The sequence below is a fragment of the Thermoactinomyces sp. CICC 10523 genome (assembly GCF_016055105.1).
GTDB classification, from domain to species: Bacteria; Bacillota; Bacilli; order Thermoactinomycetales; family Thermoactinomycetaceae; genus Thermoactinomyces_A; species Thermoactinomyces_A daqus.
On sequence record NZ_JAECVX010000004.1, the window covers coordinates 164,293 to 181,815 of the forward strand.

At 50.6% G+C, this 17,523-nt stretch carries 17 protein-coding genes; 6 read left to right on the forward strand and 11 right to left on the reverse strand.

Annotated elements, in window-relative coordinates; genetic code table 11:
• Positions 1 to 100 precede the first annotated feature (100 nt).
• The 3 genes from I8U19_RS07405 to noc form a co-directional block, all read right to left on the reverse strand.
• Positions 101 to 970, reverse strand: a complete 870-nt coding sequence (locus I8U19_RS07405; protein ID WP_033100480.1) for a ParB/RepB/Spo0J family partition protein — start codon at positions 968 to 970, stop codon at positions 101 to 103.
• A complete protein-coding gene (locus tag I8U19_RS07410) occupies positions 963 to 1,727 on the reverse strand; it encodes a ParA family protein (RefSeq protein WP_033100481.1) in 765 nt (254 codons plus the stop codon). The genes I8U19_RS07405 and I8U19_RS07410 overlap by 8 nt, the downstream gene beginning before the upstream one ends.
• A 436-nt stretch (positions 1,728 to 2,163) precedes the next feature.
• The gene (gene noc, locus I8U19_RS07415; RefSeq protein ID WP_033100482.1) at positions 2,164 to 2,988 is read right to left on the reverse strand and encodes a nucleoid occlusion protein; all 825 of its coding nucleotides are present in this window, start codon (positions 2,986 to 2,988) and stop codon (positions 2,164 to 2,166) included.
• 571 nt (positions 2,989 to 3,559) lie between these two features.
• On the opposite strand from noc, the gene I8U19_RS07420 reads away from it, so the two are divergent.
• Entirely contained in the window at positions 3,560 to 4,741 is a 1,182-nt protein-coding gene (locus I8U19_RS07420) for a ParM/StbA family protein (RefSeq protein WP_033100483.1), read from the forward strand.
• 143 nt (positions 4,742 to 4,884) lie between these two features.
• Positions 4,885 to 6,330, forward strand: a complete 1,446-nt coding sequence (locus tag I8U19_RS07425; RefSeq protein WP_198055584.1) for a hypothetical protein — start codon at positions 4,885 to 4,887, stop codon at positions 6,328 to 6,330.
• Between the two features lie 65 nt (positions 6,331 to 6,395).
• Here the strand turns inward: I8U19_RS07425 and rsmG are convergent, their stop codons facing one another.
• The 8 genes from rsmG to rpmH all read right to left on the reverse strand — a co-directional run bounded on the left by rsmG (position 6,396) and on the right by rpmH (position 12,864).
• Positions 6,396 to 7,118: a 16S rRNA (guanine(527)-N(7))-methyltransferase RsmG gene (gene rsmG, locus I8U19_RS07430; RefSeq protein ID WP_181735396.1), complete on the reverse strand. Its 723-nt coding sequence runs from the start codon at positions 7,116 to 7,118 to the stop codon at positions 6,396 to 6,398.
• Positions 7,119 to 7,135: 17 nt separating this feature from the next.
• On the reverse strand, positions 7,136 to 9,019 hold the full coding sequence (mnmG, locus tag I8U19_RS07435; protein ID WP_033100485.1) for a tRNA uridine-5-carboxymethylaminomethyl(34) synthesis enzyme MnmG: 1,884 nt from the start codon (positions 9,017 to 9,019) through the stop codon (positions 7,136 to 7,138).
• A gap of 15 nt (positions 9,020 to 9,034) precedes the next feature.
• Positions 9,035 to 10,411 (reverse strand): tRNA uridine-5-carboxymethylaminomethyl(34) synthesis GTPase MnmE, encoded by a 1,377-nt coding sequence (gene mnmE / locus I8U19_RS07440; protein ID WP_033100486.1) that lies wholly within the window; start codon positions 10,409 to 10,411, stop codon positions 9,035 to 9,037.
• A gap of 160 nt (positions 10,412 to 10,571) precedes the next feature.
• Positions 10,572 to 11,198 carry an RNA-binding cell elongation regulator Jag/EloR gene (jag, locus tag I8U19_RS07445; protein ID WP_033100487.1) on the reverse strand — a complete coding sequence of 209 codons (627 nt, stop codon included), beginning with the start codon at positions 11,196 to 11,198 and terminating at the stop codon, positions 10,572 to 10,574.
• Positions 11,195 to 11,899 (reverse strand): YidC/Oxa1 family membrane protein insertase, encoded by a 705-nt coding sequence (locus tag I8U19_RS07450; protein ID WP_052154118.1) that lies wholly within the window; start codon positions 11,897 to 11,899, stop codon positions 11,195 to 11,197. The genes jag and I8U19_RS07450 overlap by 4 nt, the downstream gene beginning before the upstream one ends.
• Positions 11,900 to 11,969: 70 nt before the next feature.
• Complete coding sequence (gene yidD, locus I8U19_RS07455; RefSeq protein ID WP_181735397.1) at positions 11,970 to 12,230, reverse strand: membrane protein insertion efficiency factor YidD; 261 nt, start codon at positions 12,228 to 12,230, stop codon at positions 11,970 to 11,972.
• Positions 12,231 to 12,252: 22 nt separating this feature from the next.
• Positions 12,253 to 12,606 carry a ribonuclease P protein component gene (rnpA, locus tag I8U19_RS07460; protein WP_033100489.1) on the reverse strand — a complete coding sequence of 118 codons (354 nt, stop codon included), beginning with the start codon at positions 12,604 to 12,606 and terminating at the stop codon, positions 12,253 to 12,255.
• Between the two features lie 123 nt (positions 12,607 to 12,729).
• Complete coding sequence (rpmH, locus tag I8U19_RS07465; RefSeq protein WP_081943776.1) at positions 12,730 to 12,864, reverse strand: 50S ribosomal protein L34; 135 nt, start codon at positions 12,862 to 12,864, stop codon at positions 12,730 to 12,732.
• A gap of 576 nt (positions 12,865 to 13,440) precedes the next feature.
• Between rpmH and dnaA the strand changes: the two genes are divergently transcribed.
• The 4 genes from dnaA (at position 13,441) to recF (ending at position 17,522) form a co-directional block, all read left to right on the forward strand.
• The gene (gene dnaA / locus I8U19_RS07470; protein WP_198055585.1) at positions 13,441 to 14,790 is read left to right on the forward strand and encodes a chromosomal replication initiator protein DnaA; all 1,350 of its coding nucleotides are present in this window, start codon (positions 13,441 to 13,443) and stop codon (positions 14,788 to 14,790) included.
• Positions 14,791 to 15,017: 227 nt separating this feature from the next.
• The gene (dnaN, locus tag I8U19_RS07475) at positions 15,018 to 16,151 is read left to right on the forward strand and encodes a DNA polymerase III subunit beta (RefSeq protein ID WP_033100491.1); all 1,134 of its coding nucleotides are present in this window, start codon (positions 15,018 to 15,020) and stop codon (positions 16,149 to 16,151) included.
• Between the two features lie 20 nt (positions 16,152 to 16,171).
• The gene (yaaA, locus tag I8U19_RS07480; RefSeq protein WP_033100492.1) at positions 16,172 to 16,387 is read left to right on the forward strand and encodes a S4 domain-containing protein YaaA; all 216 of its coding nucleotides are present in this window, start codon (positions 16,172 to 16,174) and stop codon (positions 16,385 to 16,387) included.
• 22 nt (positions 16,388 to 16,409) lie between these two features.
• Positions 16,410 to 17,522 carry a DNA replication/repair protein RecF gene (gene recF, locus I8U19_RS07485; protein ID WP_370589766.1) on the forward strand — a complete coding sequence of 371 codons (1,113 nt, stop codon included), beginning with the start codon at positions 16,410 to 16,412 and terminating at the stop codon, positions 17,520 to 17,522.
• Position 17,523: the final 1 nt, after the last annotated feature.

The window sequence follows — 17,523 nt, forward strand, 5'->3', positions numbered from 1 at the left end:
AAGATAAAATCATCTCCGGTCAAGTAAAAGACAGAAGGGTCCCTTCAAGGACCCGGTTAAACTCGTATTCATCAATGAAGCCGCTCACTGCCTGCGCCGCCTACCTTCCTCCGACCACTCTTTCTTGATTTAACAATTCAATCAGCCGTTCCAACTCCCGATCGGAATAATACTCGATCTCGATTTTCCCTTTTTTCCGCCCGTGCTTGATGCGAACCGGCGTACTGAAAACTTGCTGCAACAGATCTTCATAGTGTTTAATCTGCGGGTCCAATTTTTCTTTGCTCTTTTTCCGTTCTTTCTTGGGCATTGTCTGATTGAGCTGTTGCACCCATTCCTCCAGCTGGCGTACACTTGGCTTTTCTTTTTTCACCTTCTCCGCCAGCTTGATGAGCAAATCCGCATCTTTTACGCCCAGAAGCGCCCGGGCATGTCCCATTGACAATGTTCCACGTGAAACATCATCTTGAACTTGCGGCGGCAATTGCAGCAAACGCAAAAAATTGGCGACATGGGGACGGCTTTTTCCCACTCGTTCTGCCAATTCTTCCTGGGTAACCGACAAATGCTTCATCAATTTCTGATAGGCGTGGGCCACTTCCATCGGATTGAGATCTTCCCGTTGCAAATTCTCAACAAGCGCAATCTCCATCATCTGATCGTCTGTAAACTCACGAACGACCACCGGAACTTTCGTCAGCCCGGCCGCTTTGGCAGCGCGAAAACGGCGCTCTCCTGCGACAATTTCATAGCCGCGAATGCTTTTTCTCACAACCAATGGTTGGACTATTCCATGCTGTTTAATCGATTCGGTCAATTCCTGCAGCAGTTCATCATCAAAATGTTTGCGCGGCTGATAGGGATTCGGGCGCAAATCCGTTATTTCCGCCTCGTGAACATGATCCTCCTCTGTCGTCACATCCACTTGAAACAAAGCGCCAAGCCCTCGTCCGAGGCCTTTGTTACTCATTTTGCATCACCACTTCTTTCGCCAGTTCGTTATAGCATAAAGCACCACGCGATTTCGGATCATATGTGATGATCGGCTTCCCGTGGCTTGGTGCCTCACTGAGCCGAACGTTTCGCGGGATCACTGTCCGGTAAACCTTTTGCTGAAAGTACTTTTTCACTTCGTCCATCACCTGAACGGACAAATTGGTTCTGCTATCGAACATGGTCAGCAGAACGCCTTCCACTCCCAGGTTTTTGTTTAAGTGTTTTTGCACAATGCGAATCGTATTCAACAGCTGTCCCAATCCTTCCAGAGCATAAAACTCACACTGAATCGGAATGAGGACAGATTCGGCTGCGGTTAACGCATTTAATGTAATAATCCCCAGTGATGGAGGACAATCGATAAAAATATAATCAAAATCCTGTTTCACTGATTGCAATGCCCGTTTCAGCCGCAGTTCCCGTGAGATGGCCTGCGATAATTCAATTTCAACCCCCGCCAGTTGAATAGTCGCCGGAATCACATAGAGATTTTCGACGATCGATGGAATCAGCACTTCCTCGACCGGTGCCTCGTTCATCAAAACATCATAGACACAGCGTTCGACATCGCCCTTATTGATGCCAAGTCCACTGGTCGTATTTCCCTGCGGATCAATATCAACAATTAAAACCCGTTTTCCGAGAGAGGCGATGCCGGCAGACAAATTGATCGACGTCGTCGTTTTTCCGACGCCCCCTTTCTGATTCGCAATCGCAATCACTTTTCCCATTTTTCCACCTCTTTTCCTTTAACCAGACCCCAAACCGCTCTTGCATTCCATCTCCGAGGCGACATCGGAACTGCGGCCTCTTCCTTTTCTGAAAGTTTTTGCAGTCGAGGGCGCAGGGTTCCCCCCCTGACCTTCCCGCGTTTCAAATGGTCATCAGCGAAGCACCAATCCCCTCCTGGTTTTGTCCCATCCAAATCCCGGGGGTGGTGTTTGACAAATGATGCCCTTTTCCCGAACGGATTCATTCAGACACCTGACTCAACAAGAAGAAAAAGATCCGCTGAACGGCTCCTCCCCTTCTCCCGAAACAAGCAGGGAGCAGCGCAAAAATAAAGAAAAAGAGGCGTTTTTGCCTCAATATTACATTTCGATCCTTTCTTTATTTTAATGAACGTTTTTCTCCAACGGAAGGAAAAAATCAGACAAGTGAACCAAATTATTTGGGAATACGGATGACAAGTTCCACATAATCCTGATGATCCTTCTCATCAGTCAACACATCCATCCCCGTCTGCTTTACCATATCGATCGATTGGCGAATGGTATTGATGGCAATCCGGAAATCGCGAGAGACGGACTTTCGTTTCCCTTTCTTTTTCGGTGCGGCCGGCTCCTTCTCCAGCAACCGCCGAACCCGTTCCTCGGTCTGTTTCACATTTAAGTCCCGTTCCAAAATCTCTTTCAGCACTTCCAATTGCCGGCTCGGTTCTTTCAAGGCCAACAGGGAGCGGGCATGCCGTTCGGTTATGGTCCGTTTCAGCAATTCCTCCTGAACGGCTTGGGGAAGTTGCAACAAGCGCAACTTGTTCGCAATCGTGGACTGTCCTTTGCCGAGGCGTTGCGCCAGGCTCTCCTGCGTCAATTGGTGCAGCTCAATCAGTTTTTGATAGGCATGAGCCTCTTCAATCGCAGTCAACCCTTCCCGCTGAAGATTTTCAATCAGTGCGGCAGAAGCCGCCTGGCTGTCGGACATATCCCGGATCACTGCGGGCACGGTCGTCATCCCCAACTTTTTAACCGCCCGCAGCCGCCTTTCTCCCGCAATCAATTCATATCCCTGACCCTTGCGGCGAACGACAATCGGCTGAATCACACCATGGACACGAATCGTTTGACAGAGCTCATCTATCCGTTCTTCGTGAAACAATGTGCGAGGCTGATAAGGGCTAGGGACAATTGCCTCCACAGAAATTTGTTTAATCTGGTCGGTTTCCTTCTCAACCAGACCAAACAGTCGCGAAAACGACTCTTTCATCAACACAGCCACCACCTTAGTCTGGAAACCTATTTCAAAACGGGCGTAAATGGATGGCGTAAAACGATGGACGCACGTATTTTCCAGGATTCAAAGACCCAACCTTACCGCCGATGATTTGAATTCCGCACCTTTCTGACGCCGGGCCACTTATTATTACCATTTCGCTGCCGATTACCATCTACCTCCTAATCTCCTGATCAAGATCGAAAATCAAGATATGAACTGTCATCGTTTTGTAAGAATATGCCCATCCGGCTCCCGTTCCTGCATTTGGACTGATCCGCACAACAGAGTTCTTTGTTCCACGTGGAACATTAACCATTCATCTGCGTTCCCCGGCTGAAACGCGTCAAATTTTCGAGGATTGTCACAGACCGGAAACTCGGCAGTTTAAGGGGGATCGCGCCCGGTCTGCAAATACTTTCACAGCCCAAACTTCTTCTCTGATCCGAAAATCGACGATATTTGAAGAACTTTGTCGTTATTGGTCATTCTATGTTGACCCTTGGGCTTCACAATTGATAGAATCGTGGGAAGAAGGGGATTTCATTCACTTGAGGAGGATATCTGAAAAATGAGTGCACCTGTATACATAGGGAATGACCAGGGTTATTACGGAACAAAAGTGGTTACCCGTGCCAACGGAAAGTTTTATAAAATGTTTATCCGTAACATGGTCGTACCAAACCGTGTCGGTGAAATCACTTATAATAATGACCCTCACAATATTATGTACCGCGAGCGCGAAGGGGATCGCGAATGGTTCTGCGGCAAGCTGGCCATCGAGCAAGCCGGCGATGACGAATTGTTCGACTCCCACAAGCGTCGTCTGTTCAGCCCAACCTGGTTCCGTGAACAAGAATATCTGATCATGTTCCGCGTCAGCACCGGCCTCATGCTGCAAGGAAGCACCGAACCGGTTGTATCCGTCGCATTGCCAACCGACAGCTACATCGACTACAAAGATGAGTTGAAACGCCGTCTGGTGGGCAAACACAGTTTTGAAGTGAAACAAGGAAACCTCCCCTGGCGCAAAATCGAATTTGAAATTAAGCGGGAAAATCTCTTCGTAATCAGCCAGCCGATGGCCACCTTGTTCCATATCGCCCTCGACCGTGAAGGCAAACTGTTAAACGAAGATTTGTTCATTCAAAAAGTAAGCATCAACGACCTTGGCTTTGGCACATCCGATATCGAAACATTGCACGGAGAAACGATCATTAAACGCCAAAGCTTCACGTCGCGTCACGCGATGCTGAATGTTTATCACACCCTGGCAAAACGCCTGCTCGATTTTACACGCAATGCAGACCCGGATGGTCACGGGAAGGAATATCCGATCTGGAGCCTGCCGCGCATTGTTCGTTCAGGTGAAATCAGCTTCAAAGGAAAAACGCACGACGTCAGCCCCATCGTCCAGGAATGCATCAGGGAAGTCGGGGAAGCTTTGGTGGAAGAAGTTTGGAACCGGCTCGACTACGGCGATGACATTACCTATATCATCCTGACCGGCGGTGCTTCGATTCCGTTTAAACCTTTCTACCGCGAACGCTTCGGCGACAAGCTCATCTTTGCTGAAGATTATGGCATTGAAGCACAATTTGCCAATGGTTTCGGACTTTGCAAGTTCGCCCAATCCAAAGCGCGAACCGTTCCGACTAAAGAAATGCTTGAAGCAGCTGCTTCGATTCAACAAGAATTCTCCGTCCCAGATGCCCTGGGTGAAAGCAAAAAAGAGGCGAAAGCGAAAAAGTAATCCCTGTTCCCCCCATGGGTGACCCTGGGGGGCTCACTTCTTATCAACCATTTGGGAAAAATTTTGACAAATGAGTGCTGTGCCCCTTCCAATGCAAATGGAACAACAGGCACAGCCGGAGTCAGCAAAAGGAGGGGGAGTGTATGTCACAGTTTGAATCCCGGTATGATTGTATTGTGATCGGTACGGGAAAATCAGGCCAGGCATCAGTCGAAGCCTTGAAGGAAAAGGGGTTGAACCCCCTTTATATTCATTTGACAGCAGAGATGCTGACGACGATGGTCAGCCAGCAAATAGGCCAGCAAACCAGTCCGGACGGCGATTCCTCCTCACAGACCGGCGGCTTTATGCACGCGAATGCGGACGGATGCATTTATTCCCAAAAGCAGACTTTGCAAACGCCTTTTGGTGAAACGACCACTTATACGTTCCAAGTGCAGCAACCCGCCTTAGGAGAATCGGTACAGGAGAGCAAAACCTCCACCCCTGAACCTTTCTCCCCGATCGGTTCACTGTCCGACGGAGAAGATCCGGAAGTGCTGGAAGCACAACAGGTGGAGTATGTATCCCCTTACCCGTTTCTTAATGAACGATCCCGGAGAAAAAAAGCATTCAGACGCCACAAAAACAGATTCTCTTTTCAAGAGCAACCGGAGATGGAAGAAGAATATCCCATCTATCATCTTGAGCGAATCAAGTTAGAGGATGAGGAGAGCAAGGATGAACCCGTTTCCGGTTGGCAAGAAACCCCTTATTACGACGGGAGAAATGGCCTCCAGGAAGATTTTGAACAAAAAGACGAAGTGGTTGATTCAGAGACTCCCCCGGTTTATCGGGAACGGGAATTGAAATTGCGCAAACGGTTGACTGAAAACCATCGCATGCAAGGAGTCAGTGAATCCGACCACGAGGAAGAAGAAGCGGAAGACTCCATTTCCAAAAGCTTCGACAATGATTTCTTCCAAGACTCCGGCTTTTTTCAGGACCCGATGTTCAAGCCGTTTGCCTATCCGGGCGAAAGAAACCAGCCAAACCAAACGGGGCAGCAACCATTTGAATCGCAGCAATATGAACAAAATGGTTATGATCCATCCTTTGAGCCACGCCCGTTTTCAAGCCGGACATCCTTTGATTCCGACTCATACGAATCGGACAAAAATGAACAAGCCAACCAGGAACAAGATGTTTTCCCGCTGGAACCGTTCTCTCCCAGACGGCGTTCCCGCAACCAAAAAAAAGCGCGTCTGCAATCTTTGACTGAGCAAAGGGAAAAAAAAGAACTTAACCGTCCCGCCAGCATTTTTTGGGAAGAGACACCCCAGGAAGAAGATCACAGCCTGTTCCCCAACGGACAGCCTACGATTCAGCCGTTTGGCCGCGAGCCCGAAGATGAACCCGAGAAAGAGGGGGATTCCAGTTTAAAAAGGGACGATATTGAATTCGAGGATGCTTATGGCGGCTATAATTCCTGGGAGGAATTCATGACCCCTTTCTCGCAAAACAGCCGCAAACGGCAGGAGATCGACAAGGTCGAAAAAAGGAAAATCGCTTTGCGCGGACTGCACAATCTGATCAATAACCTCGGATAAAAAAGGAAGCCGTCGTCTCTGAACAAAGGGAGATCCGGCTTCCTTTTTTAAAAGCGAATGTGAACTTAAACCAGCGGTTGCTTTGCGGGCGTTCCTGCTTTACGCGGATACGCCTTGGGCGTCTGATCCCGCTTTTTCATGATCAGAATATTCCTCGTTCCCATTCCCTCCGGCAACTGAAACTCTTCTCTCTCCACCGTTGTCTTGCCCAAGATAAACAGCGCCCGTTTGGCCTCCGTTATCTCCTCGCCCACGGAAGGCCCTTTCATCGATACGAAATATCCTCCGACTTTGACAAATGGCAAACAGTACTCCGCCAGGACATTTAATCTGGCCACGGCCCTCGCCGTCACCAAATCAAAAGACTGGCGATACCCCTTCTGTTTTGCCAGGTCTTCCGCACGGCCATGAACGCATTCCACTTCTTTCAGGCCGAGTGCGTCGGCCGTTTCCCGCAAAAACTGAACGCGCTTTTTGAGCGAATCCAACAGCACCAGCCGGAGATGGGGAAATGCGATTTTCAGCGGAATCCCCGGAAAGCCTGCACCGGTCCCCACATCGATCAGCGAATCAACCTCTTTGATATCCAAACTCTTCGCCAACAGCAAAGAATCATAAAAATGCTTGACATAAACCTCCCGCGGTTCAGTGATCGCCGTCAGATTCATCACTTTGTTGGTCTCCACAAGTCGCTCGAAATACTGCGCAAACTGCCTGAGCTGTTGATCCGAAAGGATAAGCCCCCATTCCGAGACCGCCTGCTGCAACCACTCTCCATGTTCCTGCACCGTGTTCCCTCCAAGTTTCACTTCGCATAAGCCTTTCCATTTTGCTCGATATGCACCATCAAAATGGAGATATCCGCAGGGTTGACTCCGGAAATGCGCGACGCTTGCCCCAGCGAGATCGGACGCACTTGTTCCAGCTTTTCCCGCGCCTCAGAGGAAATGCCGGCAATTTTCCCGTAATCCACCCAATCCGGAATCCGCTTTTCCTCCATGCGGCGCATTTTCTCTACCTGTTGCAACGCCTTTTTGATGTAACCTTCGTATTTCAGCTGGATTTCCACCTGTTCCGCCACATCCGGCGCAACCGGTTCCGGTGGCGGAGACATCCGGGCGATTTCCTTGTAGCCGAGCTCCGGCCGTTTGATCAGCATGGCCAGCGGCACGGCATTGTTGATTCTCGAGGTTCCCATCTCTTCCAAAATCGATTGAACCTCTTCGGTCGGACGTACCTTCGTTTCGCGTAAACGGGCAATTTCTTTTTCGATCGCTTCACATTTGGCGGTAAAGCGGCGATACCGTTCCTCAGAAATCAAACCGAGCTCATAGCCGAGATCGGTGAGGCGAAGATCAGCGTTATCATGCCTCAAGAGCAGACGGTACTCCGCCCTTGATGTCAAAAGGCGATAAGGCTCATTGGTCCCTTTGGTGACCAGGTCATCGATCAGGACGCCGATATAGGCCTGGGACCGGTCGAGAATCACCGGATCTTTCCCCTGAACTTTTCTGGCTGCATTGATTCCGGCCATAATGCCTTGCGCAGCTGCCTCTTCATATCCGGACGTGCCGTTGAGCTGCCCGGCGGTAAACAGTCCTTCCACCCGCTTGGTTTCCAGCGATGGCCAAAGCTGCGTGGGAACGATGGCGTCATATTCAATCGCATAACCGGTACGCATCATTTCCGCTTTTTCCAATCCCTTGATGGTGTGGAGCATCTTCAGCTGGACATCTTCCGGCAGACTGGTGGATAAGCCCTGCACATACATCTCTTCGGTCTCCCGGCCCTCCGGTTCGATAAAGATCTGATGGCGGCCCTTGTCGGCGAAGCGCACGATTTTGTCCTCAATCGAAGGGCAGTAGCGGGGGCCGCGACCCTCGATCGTTCCGGAGTACATCGGGGCACGATGGAGATTCTCCTGGATGAGACGATGGGTTTTTTCATTGGTATAGGTCAGCCAACAAGGCAGTTGGTCTGTGATAAACCGGGTCGTCTCATAAGAGAAAGCACGCGGCTCTTCATCGCCGGGCTGAATTTCCATCTGGCTGGTGTCAATCGATTTCCGGTTTACCCGGGGCGGTGTTCCCGTTTTAAACCGCACCATTTCAAATCCCAGCTCTATGAGATGATGGGCCAGATTAACAGACGGCTGCTGGTTATTGGGCCCGCTCTCATACGAGAGATCCCCGATAATCACCTTTCCGCGCAGATAGGTTCCGGTTGTGAGCACCACTGCCTTGGAGGTATAATGGGCGCCGGTGCGCGTCACCACCCCTTTGCAGACCCCGTTTTCCACGATCAGCCTCTCCACCATGCCCTGGATCAGCTCAAGATTTGGCGTGGTTTCCAGCGTTTTTTTCATCTCCCGCTGGTACAAAACTTTATCTGCCTGCGCCCGCAGTGCATAAACGGCCGGTCCTTTTCCCGTATTCAACATGCGCATTTGAATATGGGTTTTATCGATATTTTTCCCCATTTCACCGCCCAGCGCATCGATTTCCCTGACGACATGCCCCTTGGCCGGGCCGCCGATCGACGGATTGCATGGCATATAGGCGATCATGTCGAGGCTGATCGTCAACAGCAAGGTGGAGCACCCCATTCGCGCGGCTGCCAATGCCGCTTCACATCCCGCATGTCCGGCTCCGACCACAATCACATCATAACTCCCCGCATGGTAGGACATCCTTGATTCACCTCTTTATTTACCCAAGCAAAACTGGGAGAAAATCTGATCAATCAAATCTTCGGCCACCGCATCGCCAATCACTTCACCCAGAAACTGCCAGGCGTTTTTCAAGTCTATTTCCACCATATCCAACGGCATGCCGGCATCAATTCCATTCAAAACTTCCCGCACGCTCTCCAGCGCTTTTTTGAGGAGATGGATATGGCGGGCATTGCTGACATAAGTTCCATCCGCCATGTCGACTTTTCCCAACTTAAACAGCCGTGAAATCGCTTCTTCCAAATCTTCGATTCCGCGTTCTTCCTTTAATGAGGTCGTAATGATCGGCAGATCCCCGGACAGCTCCCTTACCTGATCAAGATCCAATTTCCGCGGCAGGTCCGTTTTATTGACAATAACCAGCGCCGTATGATTCCGCACCCATTGGAGCAGCCGGCGATCCTCTTCGTTCAACGGTTCCGCGTAATTGAGAACCAACAGGATCAGGTCGGCCTGTTCCAGCGCCTGCCGGGAACGCTCCACACCGATCCGTTCAACCACATCCTCGGTTTCGCGAATTCCGGCAGTATCCAATAAACGCAGCGGAATTCCCCTGACATTGACATATTCTTCGATCACGTCCCGGGTGGTCCCGGGGATATCGGTTACAATCGCCTTGTTCTCCTGCGTCAGGGCGTTCATGAGCGAAGATTTGCCGACATTGGGTCTGCCCACGATCGCAGTGTGGATTCCTTCACGAATGATTTTGCCCTGGCGCGCGGTACTCAACAGGCGCTCGATCTCCCGTTCGATCTCTTGCGCCCGTTCGCGCAACAGCTTCGCCGTCATTTCCTCGGCATCATATTCGGGATAATCCACATTGACCGCCAGATGAGCCAGCACTTCCAAAATTTCGTTGCGCAGCCGGTTGATCATCCGCGACAGCCTGCCTTCATGCTGGCCCAACGCCATTTTGGCAGCGCGATCCGTTTTGGCCCGAATCAGATCCATCACTGCTTCTGCCTGTGAAAGATCGATTCTCCCGTTTAAAAAGGCCCTTTTTGTAAATTCGCCCGGTTCGGCCAGGCGGGCCCCTGTCGCCAGCAGCGCCTCAAGAGTCCGCTCGACGGGAATCATTCCGCCATGGCAGCTGATTTCCACCACATCTTCCCGGGTAAATGTACGCGGGGCTCTCATCACGGTTACCAAAACCTCATCAATTCTCTCTTTCGATTCCGGGTCAATGATAAAACCGTAATTTACCGTATGGCTCGGCACACTGGCCAAACTCTTCTTTCCCTTATATATTTTATCCGCGATCGACACCGCCTCCGGTCCGCTGACACGGATGACCGCGATGCCCCCTTCGCCCATCGGGGTTGAGATCGCAGCAATCGTATCGGTATCCATAGTGTCACCTCGAATCTAATCTTAGCACACCGCCAACTGCCAGGCAAAAACAGGGTATGAAAAAACTCCCCTGAAACAGGGGAGATACCGGGCCGGATTTACCCGACGTTTGTATCCTGAAGTAAGTGGCAGTCCAGAGACAACCAATTCCTTCATCAGGTTAGTCCTGCCAATAGATCACCACCGAGCGGTTGGGTTCTTCTCCACGGCTCACCGTTTTCAGATTCGGTTCTTTCTTGATCGTCTGGTGAACCCACTTCCGTTCATTGGCCGGCATCGGGGATAACCGGACCTCCTGGCGTGTCTGCCTTGCCTTGGCCGCCATCTTCATCACATACTCAGCCAACGCTTTGCGTCTCCGCTCCCGATAGCCGTCGATATCCAATTCAAATCGCACCGGCTTCTCCTCACGGCGATTGGCTGCGAGGTTGACGAGGAGTTCCATTGCTTCCAGTGTCTGTCCATGCCGGCCGATGAGCGCACCTGTCTGCTCCTCCCGAGCCGTGATGGTGACAAACCCCTTTTTCGCTGAAGTCGTGATTTCCACCGTTGCGTCCGCCCCCATCCGTTGCAGCAACCCCTGCAAAAAGGCACGGGCTTTTTCCGCCGGATCTTCCATCACTTCCACTTCAACTTTAGCCGGGCGACGGCCAAACAACCCCAAAAAACCCCTGCTCGCCTCTTCCACCACCCGAACGCGAAGACGCTCACGAGAAACGCCTAACTGTTTGAGCGCCTGGGCGACGGCTTCTTCAACCGTTCCCGCCTCGACGATCAGTTTGTTCAACGGACGGTTCCTTCCTGGGTCACGTTGCTTTTCTTCATCTTATTGAAAAACAGCAGGTACGTCAGAATCGTAAAGATGTTTCCGCCCACCCAGTACAGGGAAAGCGCTGCAGGGAACTGATAAGCGAGGAAGAAAATCATTACCGGCATCACCCAGACCATTACTTTCATCTGCGGATTGGCACCGGCGCCGGTCGAAATAAATTGCAAATATGTCGTCACGGCGGCGAGCAGCGGCAAAATATAAAAAGGATCCGCTTTGCCCAGCTGCAGATACAAAAAGCTGGAATGGGCGATATGTGCGTTTCCGATGATGGCACGATAAAAAGCCAGCAATACGGGAATCTGGATCAGCAACGGCAAACAACCGGCCATCGGATTCACATTGTGCTTCTGGAACAGCTTCATCGTCTCTTCTTGCAGTTTCTGCTGGTTGTTTTTATATTTCTCCCGCAGTTTGGTCAGCTGCGGCTGCAATTCCTGCATGGCCTTGGCGCTTTTCTGCTGCTTCCACGTCAGCGGGAGAATCACCAGGCGAACCAGAAAGGTTACAACCAGAATGGATAATCCGTAGTTCCCGAGCCAGTCTTTAAACAAATCTAACAAGTCGGATAACGGAATGACCAAGATCTGTTCAAACCAAGATGGATGCGCGCGGTCAATTTTGTATTGTCCCGGGTTCGTCGAACACCCCGACAGCATCACCACAGAAAGCACGAGCAGCAGTACTGCGGCGATCCAACGCCTGCGTTTTAACAAGGGAATTCCCTCCTCATTTTGAGCTTCGATCACTGTGGAATCTATCTGGCCGTTTCTGTCGTTTTTCCGGCACATAATCAAATCCCCCCGGGTGAAAGGGATGACATTTGAGAAGCCGCCTCAGCGTCAACCAACCTCCGTAAACAAAACCATGCCTTTGAATGGCGATCAGCGCATACTCCGAACAAGTGGGCACAAACCGGCATACGGGCGGTTTCAGCGGTGAAAGAAAGCGTCGGTAAAAATGGATGAGACCGAGGGCAATCCATTTCATTGCCATTCCCCCTTGATGCGGTTTACTTCGGGGGTTTCGTGACAAAGCACTTCCCCTTCTGGAAAACGTGAAGGAGGCTCGCTTTCACTTGCTTATAATCCATTTGCGCCGCCGGAATGCGGGCGATAATCACATAATCCGTTTTCGGATGGAGATAAGGGATAAAATGCCGGGTTACTTCCTTGACCAAACGCTTAATGCGATTGCGCACAACCGCTTTCCCCACTTTTTTGCTGACAGAGATCCCGATCCGCGGCGGCCCCTCCGCCTTGCGGCCGAGCATCACAACGACAAACTGCCGATTGGCGACGGATTGCCCCGCTTGAAATACCTTTCTGAAATCGTTTCGTCTTTTCAGACGATATTCCTTTTGCAAAGATCGGCTCCTTCCCTACTAAAAAATACAAGTCCATCAACAATTATAGAGCAAAACCCGGGAGAATAAACTACCAAAATTGCGTATAGGAAAAAAGGCCACATCAAAAGTGGCCTCGACAAATTAAGCGGATAATACTTTTCTTCCTTTTCTTCTGCGTCTAGCCAGCACTTTACGGCCATTCTTGCTGCTCATGCGAGCGCGGAAACCGTGAACATTTTTGCGTCTGCGGTTGCTGGGTTGATAAGTTCTCTTCATATCGCCACCTGGCCGCCAAATCACCCTGAGAACCATCTGACTCTTCCGGTCCTTTGCAAAGCCGGTCGAACACAGGGGAACGCGTCCAGGAGAAACCTCCCTTCTTGCGTTGAATTTCCGTACGTAAACCCCGACGGACAATCTCTATCATTATATCCGGGATGTTTCCATCATGTCAAGAAAGAGGAAATCCACAGACCTGTTTATCCACATGTGGATATTTTTTTCGTTATCCACCGGTTATCCCGACATTATCCTCCGTTTTTCCACAATATCCACACCTGTGGATAACTGTTTTTCATCTTCCTGTGGATTGTGGATAACTAACTATTTTTCATTGTAAATACTGGTTTGTTTTGATATTCTATTGGTGTTTTCTTGTGGATAAATTTTACGGTTTCATCCGGTTATCCACAGATTGTGGATAACTCCCTCATAAAGAATCCACAGGCTGTGAATAAAAGATATCCACAGGCTGTGGAAATTGTAGATATATGCCTTCATCTGTCAAAGGGCAAGGGAATTCCCTGTGGATAACAATGTTCAAGAATTAGTCAAGGGAAAGGAGGTTCTTTGATGATCCACATCCAAGAATTATGGGCGAAAACGCTGGATTCCATTCAGGACAAAATCAGCAAACCCAGCTTCGAGACATGGCTGAAAACGACGGAAGCCATCCAACTTCGCGAGGACATTCTCGTCGTTTCCACCCCCAACGATTTTGCCCGCGACTGGCTGGAATCGCGTTACGCCGATCTCGTTCGCGATGCCTTGAAGGAAATAACCGGTTCCCCTCTCGGCGTGAAATTTGTCAGCCAAAGTTCTGAAAAAAACCAGGTGGATTCCGAAAAGAAAGCAGACACCGCGGAGGCTGAAGAGGAAACGGAGGAGGAGCCGCCGCGCACACAGCTCAATCCGCGTTACACCTTTGATACATTTGTGATCGGCTCCGGCAACCGCTTTGCCCACGCCGCATCGCTCGCAGTGGCGGAAGCACCGGCCAAAGCCTATAATCCGCTGTTTATCTATGGCGGCGTCGGACTGGGCAAAACGCACCTGATGCATGCGATCGGGCATTATGTCCTCGATCACACGCCCTCCAGCCGCGTGGTCTACATCTCATCGGAAAAATTCACGAATGAATTTATCAATTCGATCCGCGACAACAAGACGATCCAGTTTCGGAACAAGTACCGGTCCGTGGATATCCTGTTAATTGACGATATTCAGTTTCTGGCGGGAAAAGAACAAACCCAGGAAGAATTCTTCCATACATTTAATGCCCTTCATGAGGCCAATAAGCAAATCATCATCTCCAGCGATCGTCCGCCCAAGGAAATCCCGACGCTGGAAGACCGGTTGCGTTCACGATTTGAATGGGGACTGATCACCGATGTGCAACCCCCCGATTTGGAGACGAGGATCGCTATCTTGCGCAAGAAATCAATCGCTGATAACTTAGATGTTCCGAGTGAAGTATTGGCTTTCATCGCCGATCGTGTCGATACCAACATTCGCGAACTGGAAGGGGCGCTGATCCGCGTGGTCGCCTTTTCGGCTCTGATGAATCAGCCCGTCACGCCGGAACTGGCCGCAGAAGCGCTAAAGGACATCATGCCGCAATCGCGCCCCCGGGTGATCAGCATCCATGATATCCAGCAGGCTGTCGCCAATTACTATCGCTTGCGGGTGGAAGATTTAAAAAGCAAGAAACGGACGAAGTCTGTCGCCTTTCCCCGTCAAATCGCCATGTACCTTTGCCGGGAACTCACAGATTTCTCCCTTCCGAAAATCGGGGAAGACTTCGGCGGAAGAGACCACACCACTGTCATCCACGCTCACGAGAAAATCAGCCGCAATCTGAAGCAAGATCCTCAGCTGGAACAAGCAATCAGCCAATTGAAGCAGAGAATCAACCGCGGCTGATTTCATGTTCCTGTGGGTATTGTGGATAACCGGATACAGTTTATGCACATCTTTTCCACAGGCCGGATTGCCCGGCTTGTCCGGGCTCGGACCACTTTTCCACATTATCCACAGCCCTTACTACTACTACTGCTGTCTTCTTTAAAAAAATATATATATATGCAAAGCCGTTCCGGTTTATGTCTACTTTTTCATTTGTTTTTTGACTCATACTAAGGAGGATGAATATGAAGTTTCGCGTGATCAAATCAGCGCTGGTGGATGCCGTTTCCCAAGTGTCCAAAGCAGTTTCCTCCAAGACGACCATTCCGATTCTGACCGGAATCAAAGTGACGGCGGATGAAAACGGACTTTTGCTCACCGGCAGCAATTCCGACATCACGATTCAGGTGCGGGTTCCGAAACGGAAAGACGACTTGGAGCAGGTATTTGTGGAAAAGCTGGGAAGTGTCGTTCTCCCCGGACGCATCTTCGGCGATCTGGTAAGAAAACTCCCAGGAAAAGAAGTGGAATGGTTTGCCAATGAGAAGTTTCAAACCACGATCCGCTCGGAAACATCCGAATTTCATCTGAACGGATTTGACCCTGTGGAATATCCGCGTTTGCCGATGTTATCCACAGAACAGCTCTTCAGCGTGTCAGCCGATACCCTGAAAACTTTGATTCGGCAAACCGGATTTGCCGTTGCCACCAATGAGGCGCGCGGCGTTCTGACGGGTGTCCTGATGCAGCTGGAAGGCGGTGTGCTCACATGCGTGGCGACGGACAGCCATCGTCTGTCCAGGCAACAGGCCCATGTGGAAGGATCGGAAGAACTCACTTTGAAAAACGTGATCATTCCCGGCAAAAGTTTGACCGAACTCGCCAAAACGCTGGCAGATTATACGGGAATTGTGGATATTATCGTGGCGGAAAACCAAATACTGGTAAAAACGGATGAGTGGGAATTTTATTCCCGCCTGCTCGAAGGAACGTATCCCGACACCAACCGGGTTATTCCGGACGGCGGGGAAACGGAACTCATCTCTTCGACCAAGGAATTGTTACAATCCGTTGATCGTGCATCACTCATCAGTCGGGATGGACGGGATAATGTGATAAAATGGACTTTGAAAGACGGGAAGGTAGAGGTGAATTCTGCCGCACAGGATATCGGAAGCGTGACGGAGGAAGTCATCGCGAAGGTAAATGGGCCGGAACTCGGCATTTCCTTTAATGCCCGGTATATGATGGAAGCCCTCCGCTCCATTGAAAGCGATGAGATTCGCATTCAATTTACCGGTCCGATGCGGCCTTTTTTGATTCAACCGACCGATCGAGAGGATTCCCTGCACTTAATCGTCCCGATCCGCACCCGCTAATCCCGAAGGAGGGAGCTTTGTTGCAGCAGGTTAAAATCGACGGCCCGTACATCACGCTCGGGCAGTTGCTGAAAAAACTCGATCTCGCTCACAGCGGGGGCTTTGTGAAAATCTTTTTGCAGGAAGTGGAAGTAAGGGTAAATCGGGAGCCGGAATCGAGAAGGGGACGAAAGCTTTATCCACAGGATATTGTGGATATCGCCGGATACGGTTCGGTACAAGTGATCGGGGAGTAAGGGAGGGCCCTCAATCTTGAGAGTGGAAAATTTAAACCTGAAGCAATTCCGCAATATTGCGGAACTCGACCTCCATTGCCCCGAGGAACTCCATCTGTTTGTCGGACCGAATGCCCAGGGAAAAACCAATATTCTCGAATCCCTCTATCTCCTGGCGCTGGGGAAATCCCATCGCACGCGAACGCACAGGGAATTGATCCGCTTCGGCGAGAAAAGGGCTGTTGCCAAAGCCAGCGTCAGAAAAGGGGAACAAAAGCTCCGGCTGGAAGTGCAAATGACGGAAAAAGGGAAAAAGGTGAGTCGAAACGGAATTGAGCAGCCACGGCTCAGCCAGTATATCGGCTCCCTCCCCGCCGTTTTATTCGCTCCGGAAGACCTGGCGCTCGTCAAAGGAAGTCCGCAGATTCGCAGGCGCTTTTTGGATATGGAGATCGGACAGGTCAGCCCCGCTTATGTTCATCATCTTACGCAATTGAACAAGTTATTGACGCAGCGCAACAGTTTGCTAAAACAGTTAGGCCAGAAAGGGACATTCCAGTCCGCACTCTTAAATGTGCTGGATGAGCAGTTCATCCAGTTTTCCATAGATCTGTGGAAGAAACGGCTCGCTTTTCTTTCTTCTCTCAGGAAATGGGCAAGAGGGATTCACCAGGCAATCACGCGCGGCCTGGAAGAGCTGGAGATCGAATACCTCCCGTCTCTGCCGTCGCTGCTCGACACGGATCCGGGGGAATGGCCCCTGCTTTTGCAGAGGGAATTGGAAAAAAAACGCGAAAAAGAGATTAGACGCGGAACCACCCTGATTGGCCCGCAGCGGGACGACTTGCGTTTGACAGCCAACGGACTTGATCTGCACCTGTACGGTTCACAGGGGCAGCAGCGAACGGCCGCTTTATCTCTGAAATTGGCTGAAATTGAACTGATTTATCAGGAGACCGGCTATTATCCTGTTCTATTATTGGATGATGTTTTATCTGAACTTGATGATTCCCGAAAAACGCACCTACTGGAGGCGATTCGCGGCCGTGTGCAAACCTTTGTCACCACGACCAATCTGGAGGGGATTGATCAGGAAACACTGGCGAAGGCGCGGATTTACCAGGTGCGGCAAGGGCGTATAACGGAACTGGGGTGAT